The following is a 24,224-nucleotide window of genomic DNA, read 5'->3' on the forward strand; positions in this document are numbered from 1 at the left end:
ACCGCATGGCAGACCAGCTGCTCCGATCGTCGTTTGGCGCGGCGGCGACCGCGTACGCCGAGCACCGCCCGGACTATGCGCAGGCCGCGGTGCGGTGGGCGCTGGAGCCCGCGCCCGGCCTGCGCGTGCTCGACCTGGGCGCCGGCACCGGCAAGCTGTCCGCGACGCTGGTGGCGGTGGGCGCGGACGTCGTGGCGGTCGAGCCTGACCCGGCGATGCTCACCGAGCTACGCCGTGCGCTGCCTGGGGTCCGTGCCCTGCCGGGTAGTGCGGAGTCGATCCCGCTGCCGGACGCTTCCGTCGACGCCGTGCTGGCTGGCAACGCCCTGCACTGGTTCGACATGGCCGTCGCCGGGGCGGAAATCGCCCGGGTCCTCGCCCCCGGCGGCGTCCTGGCCGGTCTGTGGAACATCATGGACGACCGGATCGACTGGGTCGCCGGGCTCGAACGGGTCAGCGGGAGTGCGGCCATCGGCCCACGTGACACGTTGGGCAGTTGGCGCGCGGCGACGGCGGGGATGCTCGTTCCGAGCACCGGCCTGATCGCCCGGTTCGGGTCGGCGGAGCAGGTCGAGTTCCCGCACGGTCAGCGTCGTACCGCCGACTCGCTCGTCGCGACGCTCGCCACGCGGGCCGGGATGCTGGTCATGCCGGACGAGGAGCGAGCGGCCACGCTCGGTCGGGTCCGCGCCTTCCTCGGGAGCCGACCCGAAACCGCCCACGGCGAATTCACGCTGCCCATGCTGACCGGCGTGCTGCGCGCCCGGCGGCACTGACGGCCGGCGACCCGGCGACCCGACATCGGGGCGGGACAGTTCAGGGACGGATGGCCTTCTCGCCGTGGACGGTCACGTACTCTGCGGCGAGCCAGGGCCCGAGGTCGTCGATGAGTTCGTCGAGCACACCCGGGTCCGGCGAGGGCGTGCGGCCGATGACGGCGGCTCTCCGCATCTGCCGGGCACGTTCCGGATAGTGGAGCCCGAACGCCTCAGCGGACTGAGTGAGGTCGCTTGTCCAGCCTCCCCACCGAGGCATGACCAGTGTGAAGCCGGTCCTGACGATGCGACGAGCGACGAGCCGGCTGAGGGCCTTCCGTTGCTGGTCGGTATTAGCTTCGGCTGCCTGGCGGCGCCATCCCGCAAGCGCAAGGGACAGGTCGCCGTTCGTCTCGCGGGCGAGCAGGGGAGTGGGCCGGTAGCGGGGGAGTTGGTCGGCGAGGTCGTCGCCCAGCAGGGGAGTGCACAGGCAGGCGACGAAGAAGCCGAGGTCGTGCCGCTCAAGCTCGCTGAGCAGCGTACGTGCACTGAACAGCAGGATGCCCACGCCGTCGATCTGCGGAAACGACTCATCGAGGTCCTGCTCGATCCTGGTGGCGGCCGCCCGGTCGGCCTCGGTTGGTTCGGTGCGCAGGGCGAGAAGCAGGTCGAGGTCGGAGACGCCGAGGATGGCGGTGCCGCGCGGGATGCTGCCGTAGATGTAGGCGCTGTGCAGCCGACCACAGTCGAACGACTCGGCTATCCGAGCGCGGGCCGCGTCCACAACATCGGTGAACGCGGCCGGGACCCGGCTCAGTGCACCCTCGCGCGCGATCCAGCCCTCGACGTCCAGTCCTGCTCCGGCCATGGCGACACTCTGCCGGAACTGACGAGGACGCTCAGCCCCGCCCGGGCGACCTTGGAGTCCTACTGCTCGGCCCAGGCGCCCAGCTCGTTGCCACTGGGGTCGGTGAAGTGGAACCGCCGTCCACCGGGAAACTCGTACGGCCCGTTCACCACCTGGCCGCCGGCCTCCTTGACGGCCTGTACGGACCGGTCCAGGTCGGTGGAGTAGAGCAGCACGAGTGGGCCGCCCGCCCGAACTTCCCCGTCCAGACGGAGACCGCCCACCTCGGGCGCGGGGTCGCCGTGTGGGCTGCGGATGCCGGCGTACTCCGGCCCGTAGTCGGTGAACTGCCAACCGAACGCGTCGGCGTAGAAGCGCTTGGCCACGGCGATGTCGGTCACCGTGAGCTCGATGTAGTCGATGGCGTGGTGTCGGTGCGGCGATGGCTCAGACATGGGCCGATCGTGCACCAGGGGTACGACGGAACCGCGACATGCAACGAAAGGTTGCGCGATGGGTGGCGGCTGTCGTAGGTTGAGTGCAACCAAAGGTTGCGAAAGGTTGTGCGCATGGAACAGGGAACGATCGAACGCGACATCCACGTCAACGCGTCCCCCGAGGTCGTCTTCGAGGTGGTCAGCCAACCCGAGCACATGCGGGAGTGGTGGCCCGACGACGCGCGGTTCGAGTCGGTCGCCGGCGCGCCCGGCGAGCTGGTGTGGCGCGACGCCGACACCGGCGAGACGAAGACCGTCGCGCTCGCCGTCGTCGAAGTCGACCCGCCGAAGCGGTTTTCCTTCCGGTGGTGTTTCACCGAGCCGGACCGGAGCGGGCAGGCGCTGTTCGTCACCTTCGACCTGGTGCCCAGCGGCGCGGGAACGCTGATCCGGATGACCGAGACCGGCTTCCGCGAACTGGGTTGGGAGGTTGCGGTCCTGGAAGAGCAGTACCGCGACCATGAGAACGGCTGGGACCACTACATGCCCCGGCTGGGCGCGTACGTTGCCCGGCTGGTCGCGACCCCGTGACCGCTGTGGTCGACGACGAGTTGTGGTCGGCGATCGGCGACCCGATTCGGCGTACGATGATCGACCTTCTTCTCTCTGACGGGCCAGGCACTGCCACCTCGCTGAGCAGGCGGCTACCCGTCACCCGCCAGGCCGTCTCGAAGCACCTGGCGGTCCTGGACCGGGTCGGGCTGATCCACGCCGAGCCGGCCGGCCGCGAGCGCCACTACCAGGTGGACGAGGCGCAACTCGCGCGCGCTGTCGCCCAGTTGTCGGCGGTCGGCTCCACCTGGGACGCCCGACTGCGCCGGATCAAGCGGATCGCCGAGGCGATCGAACGCACCCGCACCAACGACGAAGGAGACTGAGAATGGTCGACATCCTGCACCGGGTCGGCGTCGTCGCTCCGCTCGACGACGTCTATCGAGCGGTGGCAACGCCGGAGGGCCTCGCCGCCTGGTGGACCACCGACACGGTGGGCAAGAGCGAAGTCGGTGGACAGCTGGCCTTCCGGTTCGGCGATGCCGGCGGCTTCGACATGGAGGTCCTGGAGCTGAACCCCGCCGGGCGGGTGCGGTGGCGCGTCGTCGACGGCCCCGAGGAGTGGGTCGGCACCGAGGTCGACTGGCGTCTCGACCAGCGCGGCGAGTACACGATCGTCCAGTTCGCGCACCAGGGCTGGCGCGAGCCGGTCGAGTTCATGCACCACTGCAGCACCAAGTGGGCGCTGTTCCTGATGAGCCTCAAGGAGCAGGTGGAGACCGGCCACGGCCGACCGGCCCCGGACGACGTCCGGATCAGCGACTGGCACTGACCTCGGTGACGGCTGCATCGCCGGGCAATCGCGAGCTCCGCCTCGAGATCGCGATTGCCCCGGCGATCAGGCCGAGGGCCACGATCGCCATGGCGCACAGCAGCAGCGTCGGGCGTGCACCGATGGCACCCACCAGTGGCCCGCCGAGCATGGTGCCCAGCGGCACCGCCAGCACGAGGATGGCGCCGTTCGCGGCGAGCACCGCCGGTAGCTGCGCGATGGACGTGCTGCGCTGGAACAGCGCCATCGACGTGGACATGTACGGTGCCCAGATCAGGCCTGCCAGGGCGAAGGCGGGCAGCGACAGGCTGACAGGTGCTCCCAGGCCGAGTGGCAGCATGGCGACGCCGAACCCGACGACGATGCTGATGGTGGTGGCGCGCAGGGGCCAGCGACGTAGATGACCGGCGACCACACCGCCGACCAGACCGCCGACGCCGAACGCGGTGTAGTAGGCGCCGAGCAGCGTCGCGGAGGCGTGCAGGTCGTCGGTGATGTGGATCGGCATGGCTACGTACACCGGCCCGAAGAGGAAGAAGAACCAGAGGCTCAGCACCAGCAGGCCCAGCAGCGCCGGGTTGCGGCGGATGACGGCGAAGCCTGCGGTCCGCGAGGCGCCGCCCTCATGCCGGTGGTCGCTCTCGCGGGTAGGAAGGGCGAGACGGTACGTGAGGGCCAGCGCGGCGAAGGTGGCGGCGTCGATGGCGATGACCCATACCGGCCCAACCCAGGCGATCAGGAGGCCCGCCAGTGGTGGACCGACGATGGTGGCGAACCCGGCGATGCTGGCGAGCACGGCGTTGGCCGGCAGGTGGTGTCGCTGCGGCAGCAACTCGGCGATCAGTGTGAAACGCCCGGCGGAACCCCACGAGTGCAGTAACGCCGAGGCGGCGAGCAGGAAGACGTACAGCCAGATGGTGAGCACACCGGTGAGATACGCGAGGGGGATCGCCGCGAGCGCGCTGGCCCGCAGGATGGCGTCCCACCCGGCGAGTTGGGCGCCACTACGCCCACCTAGCAGCCGGCCGAAGACGACAGTCCCGGCCGCGCTGGGCAGCGTGTACGCCGCCATGGCCAACGCGATCCAGATGCCCCGCTGATCGTGCGGGGCGAGTTGGATGGCGAACCAGGTCACCGCGACCACCGCCATGCCGTCGCCCAGCGCGGAGACGGCCAGCCCGGGCAGGACGCGCCGGAGCTGAGGGTGACTGACCACCGGCCAGTACGGCGAGGAGCGCGGGAATCGGGGAGCGTCCGGCATGCTGTCAGCTCACCCGGCGCGGAACCTGCGAATCAACACCTACTGCTACCAGCAGAATCAGCCAAGGGGTGAAAGGCTCGAATCACCGGCTCGGGTGGTCGTCTTCACTGGGAGGACAGTCCGGGCGCTCGTCTGCGGTCTGGCCGCCGAGCAGCACCGCGCGTAGTCGGTTGTTCTCGCGCTTGGCGCGACGGTCCCGGCCGAAAGCGGCGACAATCGCACAGATCCAGCCGAGGGGCACCAGCACCCGGCCGATCGTATGGGCGCTGCCGTGCTCGTTCCCCTGAAGGATCCAGCCGGCAACGAGCAGACCGAGCGCCAGCGCCAGGAGAGCCCGTTCGACGCGTTTGGTCATCACGGGCACCCACTTCCGCTGACGGAGATCGACCCGGCCCCTCGGTGACAGGTCGTCATGCCCACGGTGACACATCCACGCCCATGCCCCCGGGGACCGGAGTCGATCAAGCCTCCCGTGTCCGTCTGATCGGACAGCGAGCTGGCCGGATCACCGTTTCGGGCCGTCGTTTCGGTAGGCAGCGTCGAAGGACGAGCCGATGCTCGCCACTATCGAACCCACCGAGGCGAGCGCCACCGCCACCTTGCCGGCCGTGTCGGCATCGCCGTCCCCGGCCACCCTGAGGATGATGCCGGTGACCATCAGCACGACCGACAGGGCCAGGACTACATGGACGGCTCGTCTGCTCATGGCGGCATCTCACTTCCGGACGGCGGGAGATCGACTCGGGTTCCTTGACGTCGGGACGATGACATACCGACTTCTCCGGAACCCGAGTCGACCAAACCGCTACTCCGCCCGGTAGACGGAGATGTGCGACGGGCTGTCGGCCTGGAACGGGCGCCGGTGCCAGTCGGCGTACCGCTCGGTGAGCCGGAGCCCCGCCTGCTGCGCCATCTCGTCGATCTGGTGCGGCCAGGCGTACCGCATCGCGAACGGCTTCAGGTGCACACCGTCCGCGTCGAACGTGATGGTCTGCCGGATGAACCGCTGCGCCGGCCGGTCGTACCGGTGCAGTCGGATCGTCGCGGAGTCCTCGGTCACGGCACGCACCTGCACCTGCTCGTCCGAGTCGAAGCTGCGCGGGTCGGGCACGAACGTCTCGATGACGAACGCGCCGCCCGGCGACAGCACCCGGGCGACGTTGCGGAAGCAATCCGCCTGCCGCTCGGCGTCCACCAGGTTGAACAGGGTGTTGAAGACCAGGTACGCGAGCCGGAACTCACCGGCCACCGGTACGTCCGCCATGTCGGCGACGACCACCGGGATCTGGTCGCCGCCGGGTTTCGCCCGTAGTTGCGCGAGCATTTCTTCGGACGCCTCGACGCCGTGAACGGCGAGGCCGCGTTCGGCCAGCGGTAACGCGACCCGGCCGGTGCCGATCGCCAGTTCGAGAACCGGGCCGCCGTCGGCCAGGTCGGCCAGGAAGTCCACGGCGGGGGCCGGGTCGGGGTTGGTGCCGCCGTCGTCGTATCCGGCGGCCCAGAGCCGGCCGAAGAGGCCGGGATCGTCGAAGACCGACATCAGCGGCCTCCGGGGTTGGGATCAGTGGCGCCCAGCGCCAGGGGAGCGGTAGTGCTCACGAAGTCTCGATTCCTCGGGTCGGATGACTGTGGGTTCGGGGGACCTCGTCGTGTTGGGCATGGTGGCTGCTCCCTTCCGCGGCTGTCGACCGAGGACACCAGAGATGCCGCGGGCCCGGCAAGGCAATTACGCCAGCCGGGCCCACGACGGGACGTGCGGTCAGGAGATGTGGTGCAGGATCACGTTGTGTACGTGGTGGCTCTTCTGCGCACCACGGAACTCCACCTCGTAGGTGTGCGTGCCGACGTGGATGGCGATGGCGCCGGTGGAGAAGAACGAACCACCCCACGACTTGTTGCTGACCACGCTCACGCTGGTGATCTTCGAGTACGGGATGCTGGTGATCGCGAACCGCTTGCCGACGAACGAGCGGTCCTGAATGATCACGCGGCGGTCGGTCAGCCCGATGAACCCGGTACCGGTGCCGACGGCGTCGTAGACGGCGATGATCTGCTCGCCTTCGAGGAGGCCACTCTCGATCTGCTGGACCTGCTCCTTGCGGTCGTACGCGATGTTCGCCATGTGATTCAGGCTAGAAAACCGGTGCCACCGGGCCCAACCGGGCGAGGACCACGAACTCGCCGTCACCGTGGCCGACCGGCTCGCCGTGCCAGCCCCCGTGGACGCGGTCCACGATGAAGCCCGCCCTGGTCAGAGAGGTGCGCAACTCGGCCTCGGTGCGGAAGCGCAGGGTCGCCGAGCTGAGGATCTCTTCCCCGTCGCCGAAGTGGTAGTGGTGGGTGAAGTCGACCACTCCGTCGCGTACCCCGGTGACCTCGGTCCACGCGCGGACCTCGCCGCCGTCGGGCAGCGTGACCAGCCGGTGCGAATCCACCGGGTTCCACAGCTCCCAGCGACGGTCCGCCGGGTCGCGGGCGTCGAACACCAGCCGGCCGCCGGGCACGAGCGCCCGGGCCAGGTCGGCGAGGGTACGCGCCCAATCCGCATCGTCCACGAAGAACTGCGCGACGTGGCTGGTCAGCATCGCCACGTCGAACGCCCGCTCCGGCAGCAGGGCCGAGGTGCCCTCGAGCCAGGTCACCCGCTCGCCGCCCGGCTTGGCACGGGCGGCGGCCACTGACGCCCCGGCCGGGTCCACTCCGGTGACGGTGTGGCCGGCGGTGGCGAGGGCGACGGTCAACCGGCCGGTGCCGCAGCCGAGGTCGAGCACCCGGGCGGCCGGGGTCTCGTCGGCCACCGCCTGGAAGAAGTCGTCGTCCGGCCCCCACCGACACTCCGCGTCGTACACCTGGACCAGCCGGTGGTGGCGGAACTCGGCGTGTCTCATCGGGGGTTCGCGTCAGTCGCGGCGCGGACGAACTCGCGTACCCGGGTGGTGGTGTTGCTGGGCAGCCAGACCGGCCCGCGTTGGATCGGTGGTGCGTCGTGGATGGGCACGTACGCCACGTCGGGGCGCGGGTAGTAGCGGCGCGTGTGCTCGCCCACCGGCAGGACACCCCGGCCCAGCGCGACCACTGACAGCATCTCGGAGAAGGTGTTCCCGGCGGGTCCCCTCGGCACCGGACGGCCGGACGGGGTGCGCTCCGGGGTGCGGTCCCGCTTGAACTCCACAGAGGTCACTGTCGGGTACTGCACCACCGGGTGGTCGGCGAGCACCTCCAACGACACCGACCGCTCCCGGGTGAGCGGGTGGCCCGCGGCCACCGCGAGCACCCGATCCTCGGAGAGCAGCGCCGGGCCGGTGGCCATCCCGTCGAACGGGTAAGAGGCGATCAACACGTCCGTCGAGCCGTCGAGCAGCCCCGATCGGGTGGTGGACAACTGTGCCTCGTGCACCTCCACCCGACAGTCCGGGTGCCGTTCACCGAACAGGGCCACCGCCCGCAGCAGCACCGGTGCGGTCCACTCGCCGAGGAAGGCCACCCGTAGCGTCCCGGTCACGCCCCGGGCGCCGTCGGTCGCGCGGCGGACGGCCTCGTCCATTCCGGCCACCAGCGGAGCCAGCTCGTCGGCGAGCTGCCGGCCGATCGGGGTGAGCCGGACGACCCGACTGGTGCGGGCGAACAGCGGTGCGCCGATCCGGCGTTCCAGCTTCTTCACGATGTGGCTGACCCGGCCGGTGCTGACTGTCAGCCGCTCGGCGGTCCGGCCGAAGTGCAGTTCGTCCGCGAGCGTCAGGAACGTCTCGACCTCGTACCGCTCCAGCACACCGTTCCCATCGTTGACCTGTGGGCAACGATCGTAGCGGCATCGGGTCTTGGTCGGCGTCCCTCGTCCGGGGATTGTGAACGGGGCAGGGAACACCGAGCGAAAGGCGCCGACGTGAGCATTGACGACTACCTGACCGGCCTGGCCGACCCGCTGCGCGAGATCGGCGAGAAGTTGACCCCGATCATCGCGGCGGCGCTGCCCGGCACGACCGGGGCGATGTGGCACGGGCACCCGGTCTGGGGCCTGGGCGACCGGCCCGGCCAGCGTCCGGTCTGCCTGGTCAAGGCGTACGGGTCGTACGTCACCTTCGGGCTGTGGCGGGGGCAGGAGATCACCGACCCGTCGGGGCGGCTGATCCCCGGTGCGCGGGCGATGGCGTCCGTGAAGTTGCGCGACGTCGCCGACATCGACCCAGCCCTGTTCGACGACTGGCTGCGCGCGGCGGCCCACCTGGAGGAGGCGTGAACGGGGTGCGGGTAACCGGTTTCGACCACCTGGTGCTGACCGTCGCCGACGTGGAACGGTCCCTGGACTTCTACTGCGGCCGGCTCGGCCTGGCACCGGTACGTGTCGACGAGTGGCGCGCCGGCACGGTCCCGTTCCCGTCGGTGCGGATCAGCCCCGACAGCATCATCGACCTCGTCCGAGGTGAGCCGCACGGCGCGAACGTGGACCACTTCTGCCTGGTGGTGGCACCACTGGACTGGGCGCAGGTGATCGAGTCGGGGGTCTTCACGGTGCTGACCGGGCCGGTCAGCCGGTTCGGCGCCCGCGGTTCGGCAACCTCTATCTACGTACGGGACCCGGACGGCAACTCGGTGGAGCTGCGCTGGTACCCGCAGGACGCCGGGTCGGACGCGGAGACGGTGGTCAGGACTCGGTGACCGCCCGGTACGCGTCCTCGATGCGGGCGGCCAACAGAACCTCGCCCTCGGTCAGGGGCTCGCCGCTGCCGTGTCCGACCCGGATCTGGGTGCTGTCGGCCCGACGGCTGATCTCGGGTCGCAGATGCAGCGCATCCGCGACGACCTTGACCCGTTCAGTTAGTGCGGCGTGTTGGGTATCGTCGATCACGAGCGTCCGTCGGATCTGCTCGCCCTCGCGTGTCCAACCAGATAGCAAGGTCAACGCGTCGGAAAGGTAGTCGTGCTTGGCCCTGCTGTTGAACAGCACGCGCATCACCGCACCCCCCAAGCGCCGTTGCCGGCTTGTGGCCAAATCGTCGCCATCCCGTGTCTTGTCGGTGTCCCCTAGTCTCTCGCTGCTCGGAGGGGGTGTCCACGCCCACACTTCCGTGTCTTGTTGGCCTAGCGGACGGCTACGGTACCCAAACCGCCGATTGATCTGGCACCCTGGACGCCCGTGCGGACCGAACGGGCGAGTGATGGCGGGCAGGCCGAACGACGGGACCTGAAGGTGATCGTCGGAGCGGCGATCATCCGGGATGGGCGGGTGCTCGCCTGTGCGCGTTCCGCCCCACCCGAGGTAGCGGGCATGTGGGAGTTTCCGGGCGGAAAGGTCGAGCCTGGGGAGGCCGAGACCGACGCGTTGATCCGGGAGTGCGCCGAGGAGTTGGCCGTACGCGTCGAGATCGGCGCCCGGGTCGGCCGCAACGTACGGATGGCGCACGGCCGCTCGGTGCTCAAGGTGTACGCGGCCCGCCTGATCGGCGGCGACCAGCCCCAGGCGCTGGAGCACGAGGCGCTCCGCTGGCTGGCGGCCGACGAACTGGACTCGGTCACCTGGCTCCCCGCCGACGCCCCCATCGTGGCCGCCCTCCGCCCCCTCCTGACCCCAACCGCCTAACCCCTATCTCCGGGTGATCAAGAGGTTTCGGTCATGATCACGCCTTCTGATGACCGAAACCTCTTGATCACCGGGGTGATGGGGGTGGCGGGGGTGGGGTGGGGGCGCGCCTGAGGGCGCGGGAAGTGGGACGGGGGCCGTGGCTATCGCCGCGGCCCCCGTTGTTGTTCAGGTGATTAGTGCTTGTTGTCCTGCTCCGGGTGCGCGAAGTTGAGGTGCTCCGGAGGCAGCGGGAAGGTCACGTCGTCGCCGAACGGCGACGGCGCGGCGGCCCGGTCGAAGGTGAGCTCGGTCAGCGGCAGCTTGCCCCGGTCGTCGACCGCCGGAGCGGTCGGGTGGGGCACCTCCCGGTGCCAGTTGACGCCGCTCTGCGCCTGCGCCTCAGCCCGCGAATCGTGGGAGCCACCCGCGTGCGAGTGCACCCCACCCCGGGCGGAGCCCGGCGTCGCCGAGCCCTGACGGGCGGTGGTCACGCTGGTCTGGGGCGTCTCGCCCCGACGGAAGATCTTGCTACCAAGCCACACAAGGGGATCGTACCTGCGGTCGACGACCCGTTCCTTCATGGGGATGATCCCGTTGTCAGTGATCTTGATGTGCTCGGGGCAGACCTCGGTGCAGCACTTGGTGATGTTGCAGAAGCCGAGGCCCTGTTCGGCCTGCGCGTACTCCTTGCGGTCGGTCCGGGCGTCCAACGGGTGCATGTCCAGCTCGGCCGCCCGGATGAAGTACCGCGGGCCGGAGAACGCCTGCTTGTTCTCCTCGTGATCGCGGATCACGTGGCAGACCGTCTGGCACAGGAAGCACTCGATGCACTTGCGGAACTCCTGCGAGCGCTCCACGTCGACCTGCTGCATCCGGTAGTCACCCGGGGCCACGTCCGCCGGAGGGGCGAACGCCGGGGTCTCCCGTGCCTTCTCGTAGTTGAACGAGACGTCGGTGACCAGGTCCCGGATGACCGGGAAGGTGCGCAGCGGGGTGACAGTGACGGTCTCGTCGTCGCCAAAGGTCGACATCCGCGTCATGCAACCCAGCCGCGGCTTGCCGTTGATCTCCATGGAGCAGGAGCCGCACTTGCCGGCCTTGCAGTTCCACCGGCAGGCCAGGTCGGGCGCGTCGGTGGCCTGCAGACGGTGGATGACGTCGAGGACGACCTCGCCCTCGTTCACCTCCACCATGTAGTCCTGGAGGTCACCGCCGCTCTCGTCGCCCCGCCAGATCCGGAACTGACGCTTCCCGCTCATCGGTTGTCCGCCTCTCCAGCGTCGGCAACGAGGGCGTCGAAGTCGGCGAGCTCCTCGTCGGTGAGGTACTTGGCCAGCTCGGCCCGGTCGAAGAGGCCGATCAGCTCCGGCCGCATCTTCGGCAGCGGCTTGCGGGTCAGCTGCACTGTGTCACCGTCCAGCGCGCAGACCAGGTTGACCTGCCGCCACTTCGGCTCCATCGCCGGGTAGTCCTCCCGGGTGTGGCCGCCGCGCGACTCCTGCCGCTCCAGCGCCGCCTTCGCTGTGCACTCCGAGACCACCAGCATGTTGCGGAGGTCCAGGGCCAGGTGCCAGCCCGGGTTGTAGCGTCGGCCGCCGGCCGCGCTCACCTTGGCCACCCGCTCACGCAGCTCGGCGAGCCGGACCAGCGCGTCGGCCAGCTCACCCTCCCTGCGGATGATGCCCACCAGGTCACCCATGACCGCTTGGAGGTCCTGCTGAAGGGTGTACGGGTTCTCGCCCGTGTCCCGTTGCAGCGGCGCGAGGGCGGTCTCCACGGCCGCCTCGACCTCATGCACTGCCACCTTCGGCCGGGCGGTCAACCCGTCGGCGTAGCTGGCCGCGTGCCCGCCCGCCCGCTTGCCGAAGACCAGCAGGTCGGACAGGGAGTTACCACCCAGTCGGTTGGAGCCGTGCATGCCGCCGGAGACCTCACCGGCGGCGAACAGCCCGCGTACGTGGCCGAAGGCGGCACCCGAATCCGGGTCCACCTCGACGCCGCCCATCACGTAGTGACAGGTCGGCCCGACCTCCATCGGCTCGGCCGTGATGTCGACGTCGGCCAGCTCCTTGAACTGGTGGTACATCGACGGCAGTCGGCGGCGGATCTCGTCGGCCGACCGTCGGCTCGCGATGTCCAGGAAGACACCACCGGCGGGGGAACCCCGACCGGCCTTGACCTCGCTGTTGATCGCGCGGGCCACCTCGTCGCGGGGCAGCAGCTCCGGTGGACGCCGGTTGTTGTCCGGGTCGGTGTACCAGCGGTCCGCCTCCTCCTCGGTCTCCGCGTACTGCTTGCGGAAGACGTCGGGGACGTAGTCGAACATGAACCGCTTGCCGTCGGAGTTCTTCAGAACGCCGCCGTCACCACGCACCGACTCGGTGACCAGGATGCCCTTCACCGAAGGCGGCCAGACCATGCCGGTCGGGTGGAACTGGAGGAACTCCATGTTGATCAGCGTCGCCCCGGCGCGCAGCGCCAGCGCGTGCCCGTCCCCGGTGTACTCCCAGGAGTTCGAGGTGACCTTGTAGGAGCGCCCGACGCCACCAGTGGCCAGCACGACCGCCGGCGCCTCGAAGAGGATGAACTCGCCCGACTCGCGGTAGTAGCCGAACGCGCCGGCCACCCGGTCACCGTCGAGCAGCAGTTCGGTGATCGTCGTCTCGGAGAACACCCTGATCCGGGCGTCGTACGAGCCGAACTCCCGCTGGTCCTCCTGCTGGAGCGAGACGATCTTCTGCTGGAGGGTGCGGATCAGCTCCAGGCCGGTCCGGTCGCCCACGTGCGCCAGCCGCGGGTACTCGTGGCCACCGAAGTTACGCTGCGAGATCTTGCCGTCCTTGGTGCGGTCGAAGAGCGCACCGTACGTCTCCAACTCCCAGATCCGCTGCGGCGACTCCTTCGCGTGCAGCTCAGCCATCCGGAAGTTGTTCAGGAACTTGCCGCCGCGCATGGTGTCGCGGAAGTGCACCTGCCAGTTGTCCCGGCTGTTCACATTGCCCATCGCGGCGGCCGCGCCGCCCTCGGCCATCACCGTGTGCGCCTTGCCGAACAGCGACTTGGAGATGATCGCGGTCTTCTTGCCGGCCAACCGGGCCTCGATCGCCGCGCGCAGACCGGCGCCGCCGGCCCCGATGACGACGACGTCGTAGTGGTGTCGTTCGATGCGAGTGGTTGTGGTCATGTCAGGGGCCCTTTAGTTGATGAACCGCAGGTCGGAGAACCAGCCGGCCGCGAGCGCCATGATGTAGAAATCGGCCAGCGCCAGGGTGCCGAGGGTGATCCAGGCGAGCTGCATGTGCCGGACGTTCAACGCCGAGACGAAAGTCCAGGCCTTGTACCGCACCGGGTGCTTGGAGAAGTGCTTGAGCCGGCCGCCGATGATGTGCCGGCAGGAGTGGCAGGAGATCGTGTACGCCCAGAGCATCACCACGTTGAGCAGCAGGATGATGTTGCCCAGCCCGAAGCCGAAACCCTTCGGCGAGTGGAAGGCGAGGATCGCGTCCCAGGTGTTGATCAGCGAGATGATCGCGGCGGCGTAGAAGAAGTAGCGGTGCAGGTTCTGCCCGAGCAGCGGGAAGCGGGTCTCACCGCCGTACTCCTTGTGCCCGTCCGGGACCGCGCAGGCCGGCGGCGACAGCCAGAACGACCGGTAGTAGGCCTTGCGGTAGTAGTAGCAGGTGAGCCGGAACAGCAGCAGGAACGGCAGGGTCAGCGCGGCGTCCGGGATGATCCACCAGCCGGGCAGGAACCGGCCGAAGTGCGAGGCTTCCTCGACACACCTGTCGGTCACGCACGGGGAGTAGAACGGGGTCAGGTAGTGGAACTGGTCCACCCAGTACCACTTGTGCATGAAGACCCGGACCGTCGCGTACGCGACCCAGGCGCTGAGCCCGATCACGGTGATCAGCGGGGCGAACCACCATCGGTCGGTACGCAACGTCTTCGCCGCGATGGCGGCGCGCGCCCGCGCCCCCCTCGGCCTCGTTGCCGTTGAAGTCATTCGAGTCGTCTCCTCGACGGGCCCGTACGGGCGGGCTGGTCTCTCTCCGGTCGGCACGCGGACCGGCGAACCCGCACCCGCTGCCACGTCATGCGCACACCAACGACCACGCCGGATCGACCGACGCAGCTAAGTGACACACGTTACGCCGATCTCTGCGAGCCGTCCGCGCAAGGGAGTGTCCCGTGTGTCTGGCCTGCGGAAAAGCCCCCGACACGCCGGTTTGGCGCGCTCGGCGACAACATCAGCCGGACGCGCCTCCGGTGAAGTGCCAGGACGCCAGCCGCAGCGAGGGCGCCGCCCACCAGGCACCGTCCACCCGCTCCGGTTGGCGGACCGCCCGCGCCCCCAGCCCGAGCACCGCCCCCGGCCCGAGCGCCCGCGGGTACGACTCGGTGAACCGCAGGTCACGGACCGCCCGGACCACAGTGCCGTCCTCGATCAGCCAGACGCCGTTGCGGGTCAACCCGGTGACCACGAGGCTCTTCGGGTCGAGCACCCGCGTGTACCAGAGGTCGGTGACCAGCAGCCCCCGGCGTACGCCGGCGACCAACGCGGCGGTGTCCGCGTCGACGACAGCTCCGGCCGCCGCGCCGGTGGTGCTCCGGCCCACCGCGCTGGCCGGACCCGCCGCCGCGCCGGTCAGCCGCAGGTTTCGCGGCATCGGGCCCCAGGTGGCACCCCCCGCCACCGCGTGACCGGTGGACTCCACGCCCGCCTCGACACCCGTCCGGCGATCGTGTGCCACCGTCCGGGTGGTTCCCGCCTCGACCAGCGTCAACGCCCGTCGGCCGGTGCCCTCCGCGTCGAACGGCAACCCGGACCCGCCCAGCGGGTCGTCCACGAGGGTCACCGCCCTGTCGAACTGGGCGGCGCCCGGCTCGGCGAACGACTGCCGCTCGGCGTACCGCTTGCCGTTGAAGCCGTAGAAGGACAGGTTCTGGAGGAGGTCCGCCACGGCCGCCGGCTCGAACACCACCTCGTAGTGCCCCGGCGGCAGCTCGACCGGGTCGGCCGCCGCCTGCGCCTTCGCGGCCGCCTGCGCCCCCAACTCGGCGCCGTCCAGGTCGGCCAACCGGTCGGCGCTGCGTCGGGCCACCCCGTCCGCGCCATCGCGGCGCGCGATGCCGTCCATCGCCGCCTCCACCGAGCGGCCGTACGCCGAGTGCCCGGCCGAGTTGGCGAACGCCGACGAACGGTGCGCGGTGCGGCAGTAACCGGCGGTGCTGAGGCCCCCGGCGGCGGCCACGAACGCCCCCACCCGGTCGGCCCGCTGATCCGGCTCGGCGTGCGCCGTGGCCTCGTCGACGGGCGGCGCGTCCGGCGTGGGCATCGGTGGGGCCAGCCCCGGCCAGCCCGGGTCGGGTGGGCAGAGCCGCGCCGCGGTCAGGGTGCGCTCCACCAGGGCGGACAACCCGTCAGCGGTGACCACGCTGCCGCCGCCGGCAGCCGTCCGACCGTCGACGTGCACCCGCAGCCGGACCCCGACCGTCGACTCGGAGACGTTCTGGTGGATGCCCGAGTTGGCGAACCGGGTCAGCGCCAGGTCCGCCCGCGTCACCACCGCCTCGGCCTGCGCGGCCGGCCCGCCAAGACGCCGAACCAGCTCCACAACCTGCCCGGCCAGATCCAACTCCGTCACGCTGAGCCACCTTTCGTTCGCGACTGCGGGGCTCGCAAACCCGGCTCACTCCTCGCGCTCACGCCGAGCCGCCTTTCGTTCGCGACTGCGGGGCTCGCAACCCCGGCTCACTCCTCGCGCTCACGCTGAGCCGCCTTTCGTTCGCGACTGCGGGGCTCGCAACCCCGGCTCACTCCTCGCGCTCACGCCGAGACCCCCACGCGGACGTTGCGGAACCGGGCCGGCGCGGCCGGGTGGCCGGTGTGCCCGATCTGGCCGGGCTGGCCCTTCCCGCAGTTGGGCGTCCCCCAGGAGACCGTCTCGCCGGAGAGCATGTCCATCGAGCGCCAGAACAGTGGGCCGATCCCGGTGTACGTGGGGTTGCGCAGCATCCGCCCCCGCCGCCCCTTCTTGATCTCCCAGCCGATCTCGCAGCCGAACTGGAAGTTGAGTCGTTTGTCGTCGATCGACCAGGACCGGTTGAGATCCATCAGCACGCCGTCGTCGGTGGCCGCGATGATCTCCTCCAGCGTGTGTGGGCCGGGTTCCAGACCGACGTTGGTCATCCGCACCATCGGCAGCCGGGCCCACCCGTCGGCCCGTACGCTGCCGCCGTAGTCGAGGCTGGCCATCGCGGCGGAATCCCGGCCGGCGAGCACCCCCACCCAGCGGCCGTCCCGGACCGCGTCCCGCTTGACCGCCGGGGAGCCCTCGTCGTCGAAGCCGAAGCTGCCCAGCGCACCCGGGATGGTCGGGTCGATGGTGATGTTCATCAGCTCCGAGCCGTAGCGAAGCGAGCCGAGCTGGGCCAGGTCCAGCCAGGACGTGCCGGCGAACGCCGCCTCCCAGCCGAGGATCCGGTCCAGCTCGATGGCGTGCCCGACCGACTCGTGGATCTGGAGGGCCAGCTGCTCACCGCCGAGGATCAGATCCGTCTCGCCGGCCGGGCAGAGCGGCGCGGTGAGCAGCGCCCGGGACTCCTCGGCGATCTGCGCGGCGTGCGCGGCCAGGTCCAGCGATTCGACCAGCTCCCACCCGGTGGTGCCGTACTGGCCGCGGTAGCTCGGCCAGGACCGGCGCTGCGTCTCGCCGTCACCGATCGAGGTGGCCGAGATGCCACCACCGCACTCGCGGATCCGCTGGTCGATCCGGTGACCCTCGCTGGAGACGAACCACTTCGCCGTGTCCCAGATCTGGTACAGGCCCTCGGCGAGGTCCGCGCCGTGCTCGGCCATCGTGCGGGTCGCGTCGACAAGCAGATCGCCCTTGGCCGACAGGGGCACCCCGAGCGGGTCGATCTGGCAGCCGGAGGCCCAGCTCGCGGTGACCGCCTCGACCGGCACCAGGTCGACCGAAGGGCCCGGCACCCGCGCGCTCGCCATGGCGGTCCGCGTCGCGCGCCGGCCGGCGTCGCGGGCGGCGGCGTCCGACAGATCGGGTACGGCGTGGAAGCCCCAGCTCGCCCCGACCAACGCTCGGACCCCGAGCCCGATGCTCTCGTCCTGGGTCAGCTCCTCCACGTCACCGTTGCGCGCGGTCATCGACTCGTAGCGGCGGTGCATCACCCGGGCGTCGGCGTACTGGGCGCCCGCGTCGAGGGCGGCCTGGACGGCGGCGCTGGCCGCGTCGAACTCGGTCATGGACCGACACTAGGCCAGCCGACCGACACCCGTCAGTCGAGCAGATCCTCCGGCCGGATGGTGGCCCGCACCGGCTCCGCCAACTCCAACACCTCGCCGGCCTTGGTCGTTGACCGCTCCACGTAGTGGGCGCCCTGCCCCCGCCGCGCCCCGCCGCGTCGCTTCGCGAGATCGCGCAACATCCTGGTTGTAGTGGCATCCGCGCGTCGGCGATGCCACTGGATCCTGGTTCGAGCGTGACCTTGGCAGCGGCGGGCGCACCAAACCCCGCTCCTGGCCTTGGGGGCGGTGTTCGTCGTCAAGATCCGCGCAATATCGGAGATGTTGCTGTCTCCTTGCGTCTCGGAGGCAGCAACATCGGGGAAGTTGCGGAGATCTTGGCGCGGTGCGCGAGGCGCGGTGCGCGAGGCGCGGGAGATGAACGGGCGTGGATGGCGAGGTGACGGGGGTGCGGGGCCGATGCCGACTCGTTACGCTCGGGCCCGCTGACACGTGCCGACTTTGTAGCTTATTTTCACCCTCGGGACTTTCCTGTAAGTTCCCTTCGTCACTGAGGGAGGTGGCCGTGGACAGCTCGGAACCCTCGCCGTCCGGCGAGCCGGACGACCGCCCCGTCGTGCCGGCGCAGCGCTCCGACCAGGACGCCTACCTGCGGGTGCGTGATCTGCGGGTCCGGTTCGACACCGAGGACGGCGTGGTGCGCGCGGTCGACGGGGTGTCGTTCGCCGTCGAGCGGGGCCGCACCCTCGGCATCGTCGGTGAATCCGGCTCCGGCAAGAGCGTCACCTCGCTGGCCATTCTCGGCCTGCACGACCCGAAGCGGACCACCATCACCGGGGAGATCTCGGTGGGTGGCCGGCAGGTGGTCGGCCTCGGCGACGAGGAGGTACGCCGGCTACGCGGCCGGGACATGGCGATGATCTTCCAGGATCCACTGTCGGCGTTGCACCCGTACTACACGGTGGGCCGGCAGATCGCCGAGGCGTACCGGGTGCACCACCCGAAGGCCAACCGGCGGGAGGCCCGCCAGCGGGCGGTCGACATGCTGGACCGGGTCGGCATCCCGCAGCCTGCGCGCCGCTTCGACCAGTATCCGCACGAGTTCTCCGGCGGCATGCGCCAGCGGGCGATGATCGCGATGTCCCTGGTCAACGACCCGGCGCTGCTGATCGCCGACGAACCGACCACCGCGTTGGACGTCACCGTCCAGGCGCAGATCCTGGACCTGCTCGCCGACCTCCAGGCCGAGTTCCACTCCGCGATCATCCTGATCACGCACGACCTCGGCGTGGTCGGCCAGGTCGCCGACGACGTGCTTGTCATGTACGGGGGGCGGGCCGTCGAGCGGGGCAGCGTCGAGCAGGTGCTCCGGGCGCCGCAGCACCCGTACACCTGGGGGTTGCTCTCCAGCGTGCCGTCGCTGCACGGCGACGCGGACGCGGACCTGGTGCCCATCCCCGGCAACCCGCCCAGCCTGATCAACCTGCCGTCGGGCTGCGCGTTCCACCCCCGCTGCCGGTACGCGGACCGCGCCGGCAGCCGCTCCCGCACCGAGGTGCCCGAGCTGCGCCCGGCCGGTGCCGATGGCCACCTGGTCGCCTGCCACCTCGGTGCCGAGGAGCGGGCCACGTTCTACGCCGAGGACATCGCACGAGTGGGGGTGGCTGTGTGAGGGCGAGGAACGCAGCGCAGCGGAGTACCGCAGTCCCGAACGGAGGACTGTGGAGATGACCGATGAGCCACTGCTGCGGGTACGCGGCCTGAGCAAGCACTTCCCGGTACGTCAGGGGCTGCGCGCCACCGGTCTGGTGCGGGCGGTGGACGGGCTCGACTTCGACGTGCGCCCGGGCGAGACGCTCGGCCTGGTGGGGGAGTCGGGCTGCGGCAAGACCACCACCGGTCGGATGCTGGTGCGGTTGCTGGAGCCGACAAGCGGCAGCATCGAGTTCGACGGGCGGGACATCACGCACGCCGGTCGTCGGGAGTTGCGCCCGCTGCGCCAGGAACTCCAGATCATCTTCCAGGATCCGTACGCCTCGCTGAACCCTCGGCACACTGTGGGCCGGATCGTGGCGATGCCCCTGCAGGTCAACGGGATCAAGCCTCCGGGTGGGATCAAGGCCCGGGTGCAGGAGTTGCTGGAGCTGGTCGGGCTGAACCCGGAGCACTACAACCGGTACCCGCACGAGTTCTCCGGTGGTCAGCGTCAGCGCATCGGCATCGCCCGCGCGTTGGCCCTGCGGCCGAAGCTGATCGTCGCGGACGAGCCGGTGAGCGCGCTGGACGTCTCGATCCAGGCGCAGGTCGTCAACCTGCTACGTGACCTGCAACGGGAGCTCGGCCTGGCCTTCGTGTTCATCGCGCACGACCTGGCCGTGGTGAGGCACTTCTGCCAGCGGGTCGCTGTCATGTACCTGGGTCGGATCGTGGAGATCGGCGACCGGGCCGACATCTACGAGCGCCCGCAGCACCCGTACACCCGGGCGTTGCTCTCGGCGATCCCGGACGTCACCCAGCTCGGCCCGGCGGGCCGGATCCGGCTGACCGGTGACGTGCCCACCCCGCTGGACCCGCCCTCGGGCTGCCGGTTCCGTACCCGCTGCTGGAAGGCGCAGGACATCTGCGCCACCGAGGAACCCGCGCTGGTCCCGCGCGACGGCGGCAACCAGGCCACCGCGTGCCACTTCCCGGAACCAGCCGGCGCCGGCCTGGTGGCGGAGGCCGCCGCGATCGGCGTCGAGCCGGCGGGTCGCGGGGTCGAAGCGAACGTCGAGGAGGTGTCGTCGTGAGCCTGTCCCCGGTGGAGGGTGTGGCGCTGGCCGAGATCGAGTCCGGCACTGACCCGGACGGGCCCGCCGCGAAGGGCGTCGTCGGCCGCTCGCCCGGTCAGCTCGCCTGGCTGCGGCTGCGCCGCGATCGGACCGCGATGGTCAGCGGCGTACTCCTGGTGTTCTTCCTGCTGTTGGGTTTGGCCGCCCCGCTGATCGAGATGGTCTACGGGATCGGCCCGCGGGAGCAGTTCCAGAACATGCTGGACGGCTTCGGCATGCCGCTGGGTTACGCCGGCGGGGTCAGCGGCGAGCACTGGTTCGGTCTGGAACCGGGGCTGGGCCGGGACATCTTCATCCGGTTGATCTACGGGCTGCGGACCTCGCTCTTCATCGCGATCGCCGCTGCCCTGATCACCGCGGTGCTCGGCGTGGCGCTCGGCGCCCTCGCCGGCTACCTCGGCGGCTGGCTCGACGCGGTGATCAACTGGATCACCGACCTGACCCTGGCCATGCCCTTCCTGATCATCGCGCTGGCGCTCACGCCCACCATCACGCTGCGCTTCTACGGTGAGCGGGGGCAGGTGTCGTCGGCCTTCGGGGTGGGGGTGCTGATCGCCGTCTTCGCGATCTTCGGCTGGACCAGCACGGCTCGGCTGGTTCGCGGGCAGGTGATCGCGCTGCGCGAGCGGGAGTTCGTGGAGGCGGCCAAGGCCAGCGGCGCCGGGCTGGGGCACATCATCTTCCGGCAACTCCTGCCGAACATCTGGGCGCCGATCCTGGTGTCGTTCTCGCTGGCGGTGCCGCAGTTCATCACGAGCGAGGCCGCGCTCTCGTTCATCGGTGTCGGCCTCAGCGACGAGACGCCGAGCTTCGGCCGGATGATCTACGACAGTCTGGACTTCCTTCAGACCGACCCGGCGTACGTGTTCTTCCCGGGCATCATGATCTTCGCGCTGGTGTTCGCCTTCAACCTCTTCGGCGACGCGTTGCGGGACGCGCTCGACCCGAAGTCGTCCCGGTAGGGGTGGGCTCATGTCACGTTTTCTGCTCAAGCGGCTGTTCTCCGCCACGCTGACCCTCTTCGCGGTGAGCGTGCTGACCTTCCTGATGTTCTTCGCCCTGCCGCGTGACCCGGTCAGCAGCATCTGCTCGAAGAACTGCAACCCGGAGCGGCTGGAGCGGGTCCGCGACGACCTGGGCCTGAACGACCCCCTCATCAGCCAGTACGCCGGTTACATGAAGGGCATCGTGACCGGTCGGGACCTGGGCAGCGCCCAGGGCGGCCGGTGCGACGCGCCCTGCCTGGGCTGGTCGTACGTCACCAACGAGGCAGTCTCGGACACCATCGCCCGGGTGCTGCCGGTGACGCTGAGCATCGTGATCCCGGCGGCCATCCTCTGGCTGCTGCTCGGAGTGGGTCTCGGCATGCTCTCCGCGCTGCGTCGGGGCACCTGGCTGGATCGGCTGGCCATCGGCTTCTCGCTGACCGGCGCCTCGTTGCAGCTGTACTTCGTGGGCGCGGTGCTGCTGCTGGTGTTCGTCTACAACCTGCGGCTGTTGCCGGTGCCGAGTTACACCTCCCTCTTCGACAACCCGGCGAAGTGGGCCAGCGGACTGGTGCTGGCCTGGGTGGCGCTGGCCTTCCTCTTCTCGGCCATCTACGCCCGGCTGTCGCGGGCGCAGATGTTGGAGACGCTGTCGGAGGACTTCGTCCGGACCGCGCGGGCCAAGGGCCTGGCCAAACCCACTGTGTACGGGCGACACGCGCTGCGCGCGGCGATCACCCCGGTGGTGACGATCGCCGGGTTGGACGTGGGCGGGGCGCTGGGCGGGACGGTGATCACCGAGACGACGTTCGGCATCCAGGGATTGGGGCGTACGGCGGTGGACGCGGTGCGCTCGGGCGATCTGCCCACCATCATGGCCACAGTGCTGATCGCGGCCGTCTTCGTGGTGCTGGCGAACGTGCTGGTGGACCTGCTCTACGCGGCCATCGACCCCCGGGTGCGGCTGCGCTGAGCGGGAGGGTGTCCGACGCACCCCCCGATGGCGAAATTTATCGACAACTGTTACACAACTCGTAGGTTTTCTTCCTTACGATCCTCGGGACGTCGGCGGTTCTCGCCCCGACGAAACCGCACGGCACATGGGTGAAGGGGGTACTTCATGAGACCACGCGTGGCGGTTGCCGCAGGCGGCGCGATCGCTCTGGTGGTGGCATTGGGTGCGTGCTCGAAGAACACGGGCGAGGGCACCACTGTCGACACCGAACGGCAGCAGACCGGGGTCATCGCAACCGATCCCAAGGACTCGCAGGGGCCGGCGGCCGAGGTGAGCGGCGCTGCGAAGGGCGGCACCTTCACCATCATCCGGGAGTCGCCGATCTCCCACCTGGACCCGCAGCGGACGTACTCGTTCGCCGGCCTGATGGCCAACCCGCTCTTCGCCCGCTACCTGACCACCTGGAAGGACGACGGCAAGGGTGGCCTGGTCCTGGTGGGCGACCTGGCCGAGACGCCGGGCAAGAACGTCAACAACGACTGCAAGGTCTGGGAATTCACTGTCAAGGACGGTGTGAAGTTCGAGGACGGTCGGCCGATCACCTCCAAGGAGATCGCGTACGGCATCGCCCGGTCCTTCGACCCGGACCTGTCCGGCGGCCCGACCTACATCCAGGAGTGGCTCGCCGACACCCCGCAGTTCGACACCAAGTGGGACTTCAAGAAGAACAAGACGTCGCTGCCGCCGGGCCTGAGCACGCCGGACGCGAAGACGCTGCGCTTCGAGTTCGCCAAGCCCCGCTGTGACCTGCCGTTCGCGGTTTCGCTGCCGACCACCGCGCCGCTTCCGGCCGACAAGGACACCGGCGTCGACCTGGACAAGCAGCCGTTCTCGTCCGGCCCGTACAAGGTCGCCAAGAACCAGGTCGGCGTGCAGATCACCCTGGACCGCAACACCAACTGGGACCCGAACACCGACCCGGTCCGGCACCAGTACCCGGACCAGTTCGTCTGGAGCTTCGGCCCGACCGCGGACGCCGCCAACAACCGGGTGATCGCCGACAACGGCGCCGACCAGAGCGCGCTCGCCTTCAACACAGTGCCCGCCTCGCTGGTCGCCAAGGTGGCCGGGGACGCGACGCTCAAGTCGCGCAGCATCCTCTCGCCGACCCCGAGCGCCAACCAGTTGGTCATCAACAACCAGCGGGTCACCGACCTGAAGGTGCGGCAGGCGCTCAACTACGCCATCGACCGCGAGGGCTTCATCAAGGCCATGGGCGGGCAGACCGTCGCCGCGCCGCTGACCACGCTGATGCCGCCGGCCACCATCGGCTACAAGGCGTACGACGCGTACCCGGCGGGGGCCAACGGCAACGTCGACAAGGCCAAGGAACTGCTCGGCGGGAAGACGCCCGAGCTGGTCCTCGGTGTCGCCGACAACTCCACCGAGCAGCAGCAGGGCGCGCAGCTCAAGGCCAACCTGGAGCGGGCCGGCTTCAAGATCACGCTGCGGAACATCTCCGACGACGCGAAGCTCGACGAGATCAAGAAGAAGGACAACCCCTGGGACCTGTACATCGGTAACTGGGCGGCGGACTGGCCGAGCGGGGCCTCGATCCTGCCGGTGCTCTACGACGGCCGCACCATCAAGGCCGAGGGCAACAGCAACCAGGCCTACTTCAACGACCCGGCGATCAACACCGAGATGGACCGCATCTCGGCACTGCCCGCGGCCGAGCAGGGTGCGGAGTGGGCCAAGCTCGACGAGCGGATCATGAAGGAGCACGCGCCAGTGGTGCCGCTCTTCGTCGACGTGGCCTACAACGTGCACGGGTCCAAGGCTGGCGGGGTCTTCATCTCCAGCGTCTTCGGCTACCCGTCGTTCGTGAACGCGCACGTCAAGCCGTAAGTCACACCGCAGACCAGAAGGGCCCCCTCCCGACAA

The 24,224-nt window shown here is 69.8% G+C and carries 28 protein-coding genes; 12 read left to right on the forward strand and 16 right to left on the reverse strand.

The window, feature by feature from the left end; genetic code table 11:
• Positions 1–5 precede the first annotated feature (5 nt).
• The gene (locus tag OH804_RS32555) at positions 6–776 is read left to right on the forward strand and encodes a class I SAM-dependent methyltransferase (protein WP_406061450.1); all 771 of its coding nucleotides are present in this window, start codon (positions 6–8) and stop codon (positions 774–776) included.
• A gap of 40 nt (positions 777–816) precedes the next feature.
• Here the strand turns inward: OH804_RS32555 and OH804_RS32560 are convergent, their stop codons facing one another.
• On the reverse strand, positions 817–1,623 hold the full coding sequence (locus OH804_RS32560) for a hypothetical protein (RefSeq protein ID WP_406061451.1): 807 nt from the start codon (positions 1,621–1,623) through the stop codon (positions 817–819).
• Positions 1,624–1,682: 59 nt separating this feature from the next.
• Positions 1,683–2,057 (reverse strand): VOC family protein, encoded by a 375-nt coding sequence (locus OH804_RS32565; RefSeq protein WP_196919693.1) that lies wholly within the window; start codon positions 2,055–2,057, stop codon positions 1,683–1,685.
• Positions 2,058–2,171: 114 nt separating this feature from the next.
• Between OH804_RS32565 and OH804_RS32570 the strand changes: the two genes are divergently transcribed.
• The 3 genes from OH804_RS32570 to OH804_RS32580 are packed head-to-tail and all read left to right on the forward strand — an operon-like array spanning position 2,172 to position 3,423.
• Complete coding sequence (locus OH804_RS32570) at positions 2,172–2,630, forward strand: SRPBCC domain-containing protein (protein ID WP_196919692.1); 459 nt, start codon at positions 2,172–2,174, stop codon at positions 2,628–2,630.
• The gene (locus OH804_RS32575) at positions 2,627–2,977 is read left to right on the forward strand and encodes an ArsR/SmtB family transcription factor (protein WP_406061454.1); all 351 of its coding nucleotides are present in this window, start codon (positions 2,627–2,629) and stop codon (positions 2,975–2,977) included. Before OH804_RS32570 ends, OH804_RS32575 begins: the two co-directional genes overlap by 4 nt.
• Positions 2,978–2,979: 2 nt before the next feature.
• A complete protein-coding gene (locus tag OH804_RS32580) occupies positions 2,980–3,423 on the forward strand; it encodes an SRPBCC domain-containing protein (protein ID WP_091406258.1) in 444 nt (147 codons plus the stop codon).
• On the opposite strand, the gene OH804_RS32585 is transcribed toward OH804_RS32580, so the two are convergent.
• From OH804_RS32585 to OH804_RS32615, 7 genes are all read right to left on the reverse strand, one after another.
• Complete coding sequence (locus OH804_RS32585) at positions 3,407–4,684, reverse strand: MFS transporter (protein WP_196919689.1); 1,278 nt, start codon at positions 4,682–4,684, stop codon at positions 3,407–3,409. The genes OH804_RS32580 and OH804_RS32585 overlap by 17 nt on opposite strands.
• Before the next feature lie 82 nt (positions 4,685–4,766).
• Positions 4,767–5,039: a hypothetical protein gene (locus OH804_RS32590; RefSeq protein ID WP_406061456.1), complete on the reverse strand. Its 273-nt coding sequence runs from the start codon at positions 5,037–5,039 to the stop codon at positions 4,767–4,769.
• Between the two features lie 150 nt (positions 5,040–5,189).
• Entirely contained in the window at positions 5,190–5,390 is a 201-nt protein-coding gene (locus tag OH804_RS32595) for a hypothetical protein (protein ID WP_406061458.1), read from the reverse strand.
• Positions 5,391–5,489: 99 nt separating this feature from the next.
• Positions 5,490–6,224: a class I SAM-dependent methyltransferase gene (locus tag OH804_RS32600; protein ID WP_406061460.1), complete on the reverse strand. Its 735-nt coding sequence runs from the start codon at positions 6,222–6,224 to the stop codon at positions 5,490–5,492.
• 219 nt (positions 6,225–6,443) lie between these two features.
• Positions 6,444–6,806 carry a PH domain-containing protein gene (locus OH804_RS32605; RefSeq protein ID WP_030337500.1) on the reverse strand — a complete coding sequence of 121 codons (363 nt, stop codon included), beginning with the start codon at positions 6,804–6,806 and terminating at the stop codon, positions 6,444–6,446.
• Positions 6,807–6,816: 10 nt separating this feature from the next.
• Positions 6,817–7,572 carry a class I SAM-dependent methyltransferase gene (locus tag OH804_RS32610; RefSeq protein ID WP_406061463.1) on the reverse strand — a complete coding sequence of 252 codons (756 nt, stop codon included), beginning with the start codon at positions 7,570–7,572 and terminating at the stop codon, positions 6,817–6,819.
• Entirely contained in the window at positions 7,569–8,453 is an 885-nt protein-coding gene (locus tag OH804_RS32615) for a LysR family transcriptional regulator (RefSeq protein ID WP_406061465.1), read from the reverse strand. Before OH804_RS32615 ends, OH804_RS32610 begins: the two co-directional genes overlap by 4 nt.
• 114 nt (positions 8,454–8,567) lie before the next feature.
• On the opposite strand from OH804_RS32615, the gene OH804_RS32620 reads away from it, so the two are divergent.
• Both OH804_RS32620 and OH804_RS32625 read left to right on the forward strand, forming a co-directional pair.
• A complete protein-coding gene (locus OH804_RS32620; protein WP_406061467.1) occupies positions 8,568–8,921 on the forward strand; it encodes a DUF1801 domain-containing protein in 354 nt (117 codons plus the stop codon).
• Positions 8,918–9,340: a VOC family protein gene (locus OH804_RS32625; RefSeq protein ID WP_196919682.1), complete on the forward strand. Its 423-nt coding sequence runs from the start codon at positions 8,918–8,920 to the stop codon at positions 9,338–9,340. The genes OH804_RS32620 and OH804_RS32625 overlap by 4 nt, the downstream gene beginning before the upstream one ends.
• Here OH804_RS32625 and OH804_RS32630 read toward each other — a convergent pair.
• The gene (locus tag OH804_RS32630) at positions 9,327–9,635 is read right to left on the reverse strand and encodes a 4a-hydroxytetrahydrobiopterin dehydratase (RefSeq protein WP_112675736.1); all 309 of its coding nucleotides are present in this window, start codon (positions 9,633–9,635) and stop codon (positions 9,327–9,329) included. The two genes, OH804_RS32625 and OH804_RS32630, sit on opposite strands and share 14 nt — an antisense overlap.
• 183 nt (positions 9,636–9,818) lie before the next feature.
• Between OH804_RS32630 and OH804_RS32635 the strand changes: the two genes are divergently transcribed.
• Positions 9,819–10,262, forward strand: coding sequence for a (deoxy)nucleoside triphosphate pyrophosphohydrolase (locus OH804_RS32635; protein WP_406061470.1), 444 nt, complete (start codon positions 9,819–9,821; stop codon positions 10,260–10,262).
• A gap of 176 nt (positions 10,263–10,438) precedes the next feature.
• Here OH804_RS32635 and OH804_RS32640 read toward each other — a convergent pair whose 3' ends face one another.
• The 6 genes from OH804_RS32640 to OH804_RS32665 all read right to left on the reverse strand — a co-directional run bounded on the left by OH804_RS32640 (position 10,439) and on the right by OH804_RS32665 (position 17,690).
• A complete protein-coding gene (locus OH804_RS32640; protein ID WP_196919680.1) occupies positions 10,439–11,503 on the reverse strand; it encodes a succinate dehydrogenase/fumarate reductase iron-sulfur subunit in 1,065 nt (354 codons plus the stop codon).
• The gene (locus OH804_RS32645) at positions 11,500–13,428 is read right to left on the reverse strand and encodes a fumarate reductase/succinate dehydrogenase flavoprotein subunit (protein ID WP_091406236.1); all 1,929 of its coding nucleotides are present in this window, start codon (positions 13,426–13,428) and stop codon (positions 11,500–11,502) included. The genes OH804_RS32640 and OH804_RS32645 overlap by 4 nt, the downstream gene beginning before the upstream one ends.
• Positions 13,429–13,440: 12 nt before the next feature.
• Positions 13,441–14,247 carry a hypothetical protein gene (locus OH804_RS32650; RefSeq protein WP_112583731.1) on the reverse strand — a complete coding sequence of 269 codons (807 nt, stop codon included), beginning with the start codon at positions 14,245–14,247 and terminating at the stop codon, positions 13,441–13,443.
• A 244-nt stretch (positions 14,248–14,491) separates the two neighbouring features.
• Entirely contained in the window at positions 14,492–15,889 is a 1,398-nt protein-coding gene (locus tag OH804_RS32655) for a TldD/PmbA family protein (protein ID WP_406061473.1), read from the reverse strand.
• 182 nt (positions 15,890–16,071) lie between these two features.
• Positions 16,072–17,508 (reverse strand): TldD/PmbA family protein, encoded by a 1,437-nt coding sequence (locus tag OH804_RS32660; protein WP_406061475.1) that lies wholly within the window; start codon positions 17,506–17,508, stop codon positions 16,072–16,074.
• 32 nt (positions 17,509–17,540) lie between these two features.
• Entirely contained in the window at positions 17,541–17,690 is a 150-nt protein-coding gene (locus OH804_RS32665; RefSeq protein WP_406061477.1) for a hypothetical protein, read from the reverse strand.
• A 434-nt stretch (positions 17,691–18,124) separates the two neighbouring features.
• On the opposite strand from OH804_RS32665, the gene OH804_RS32670 reads away from it, so the two are divergent.
• The 5 genes from OH804_RS32670 to OH804_RS32690 all read left to right on the forward strand — a co-directional run bounded on the left by OH804_RS32670 (position 18,125) and on the right by OH804_RS32690 (position 24,188).
• Positions 18,125–19,180 (forward strand): ABC transporter ATP-binding protein, encoded by a 1,056-nt coding sequence (locus OH804_RS32670; RefSeq protein WP_406066755.1) that lies wholly within the window; start codon positions 18,125–18,127, stop codon positions 19,178–19,180.
• Positions 19,181–19,235: 55 nt separating this feature from the next.
• Positions 19,236–20,297 carry an ABC transporter ATP-binding protein gene (locus tag OH804_RS32675; RefSeq protein ID WP_406061479.1) on the forward strand — a complete coding sequence of 354 codons (1,062 nt, stop codon included), beginning with the start codon at positions 19,236–19,238 and terminating at the stop codon, positions 20,295–20,297.
• Entirely contained in the window at positions 20,294–21,301 is a 1,008-nt protein-coding gene (locus tag OH804_RS32680) for an ABC transporter permease (protein ID WP_406061481.1), read from the forward strand. The genes OH804_RS32675 and OH804_RS32680 overlap by 4 nt, the downstream gene beginning before the upstream one ends.
• Positions 21,302–21,311: 10 nt before the next feature.
• Positions 21,312–22,298 (forward strand): ABC transporter permease, encoded by a 987-nt coding sequence (locus OH804_RS32685; RefSeq protein WP_406061483.1) that lies wholly within the window; start codon positions 21,312–21,314, stop codon positions 22,296–22,298.
• Between the two features lie 147 nt (positions 22,299–22,445).
• On the forward strand, positions 22,446–24,188 hold the full coding sequence (locus OH804_RS32690; protein ID WP_406061485.1) for an ABC transporter substrate-binding protein: 1,743 nt from the start codon (positions 22,446–22,448) through the stop codon (positions 24,186–24,188).
• Positions 24,189–24,224 lie beyond the last annotated feature (36 nt).

The organism is Micromonospora sp. NBC_00860 (assembly GCF_045207375.1).
Taxonomy (GTDB): Bacteria; Actinomycetota; Actinomycetes; order Mycobacteriales; family Micromonosporaceae; genus Micromonospora; species Micromonospora vinacea.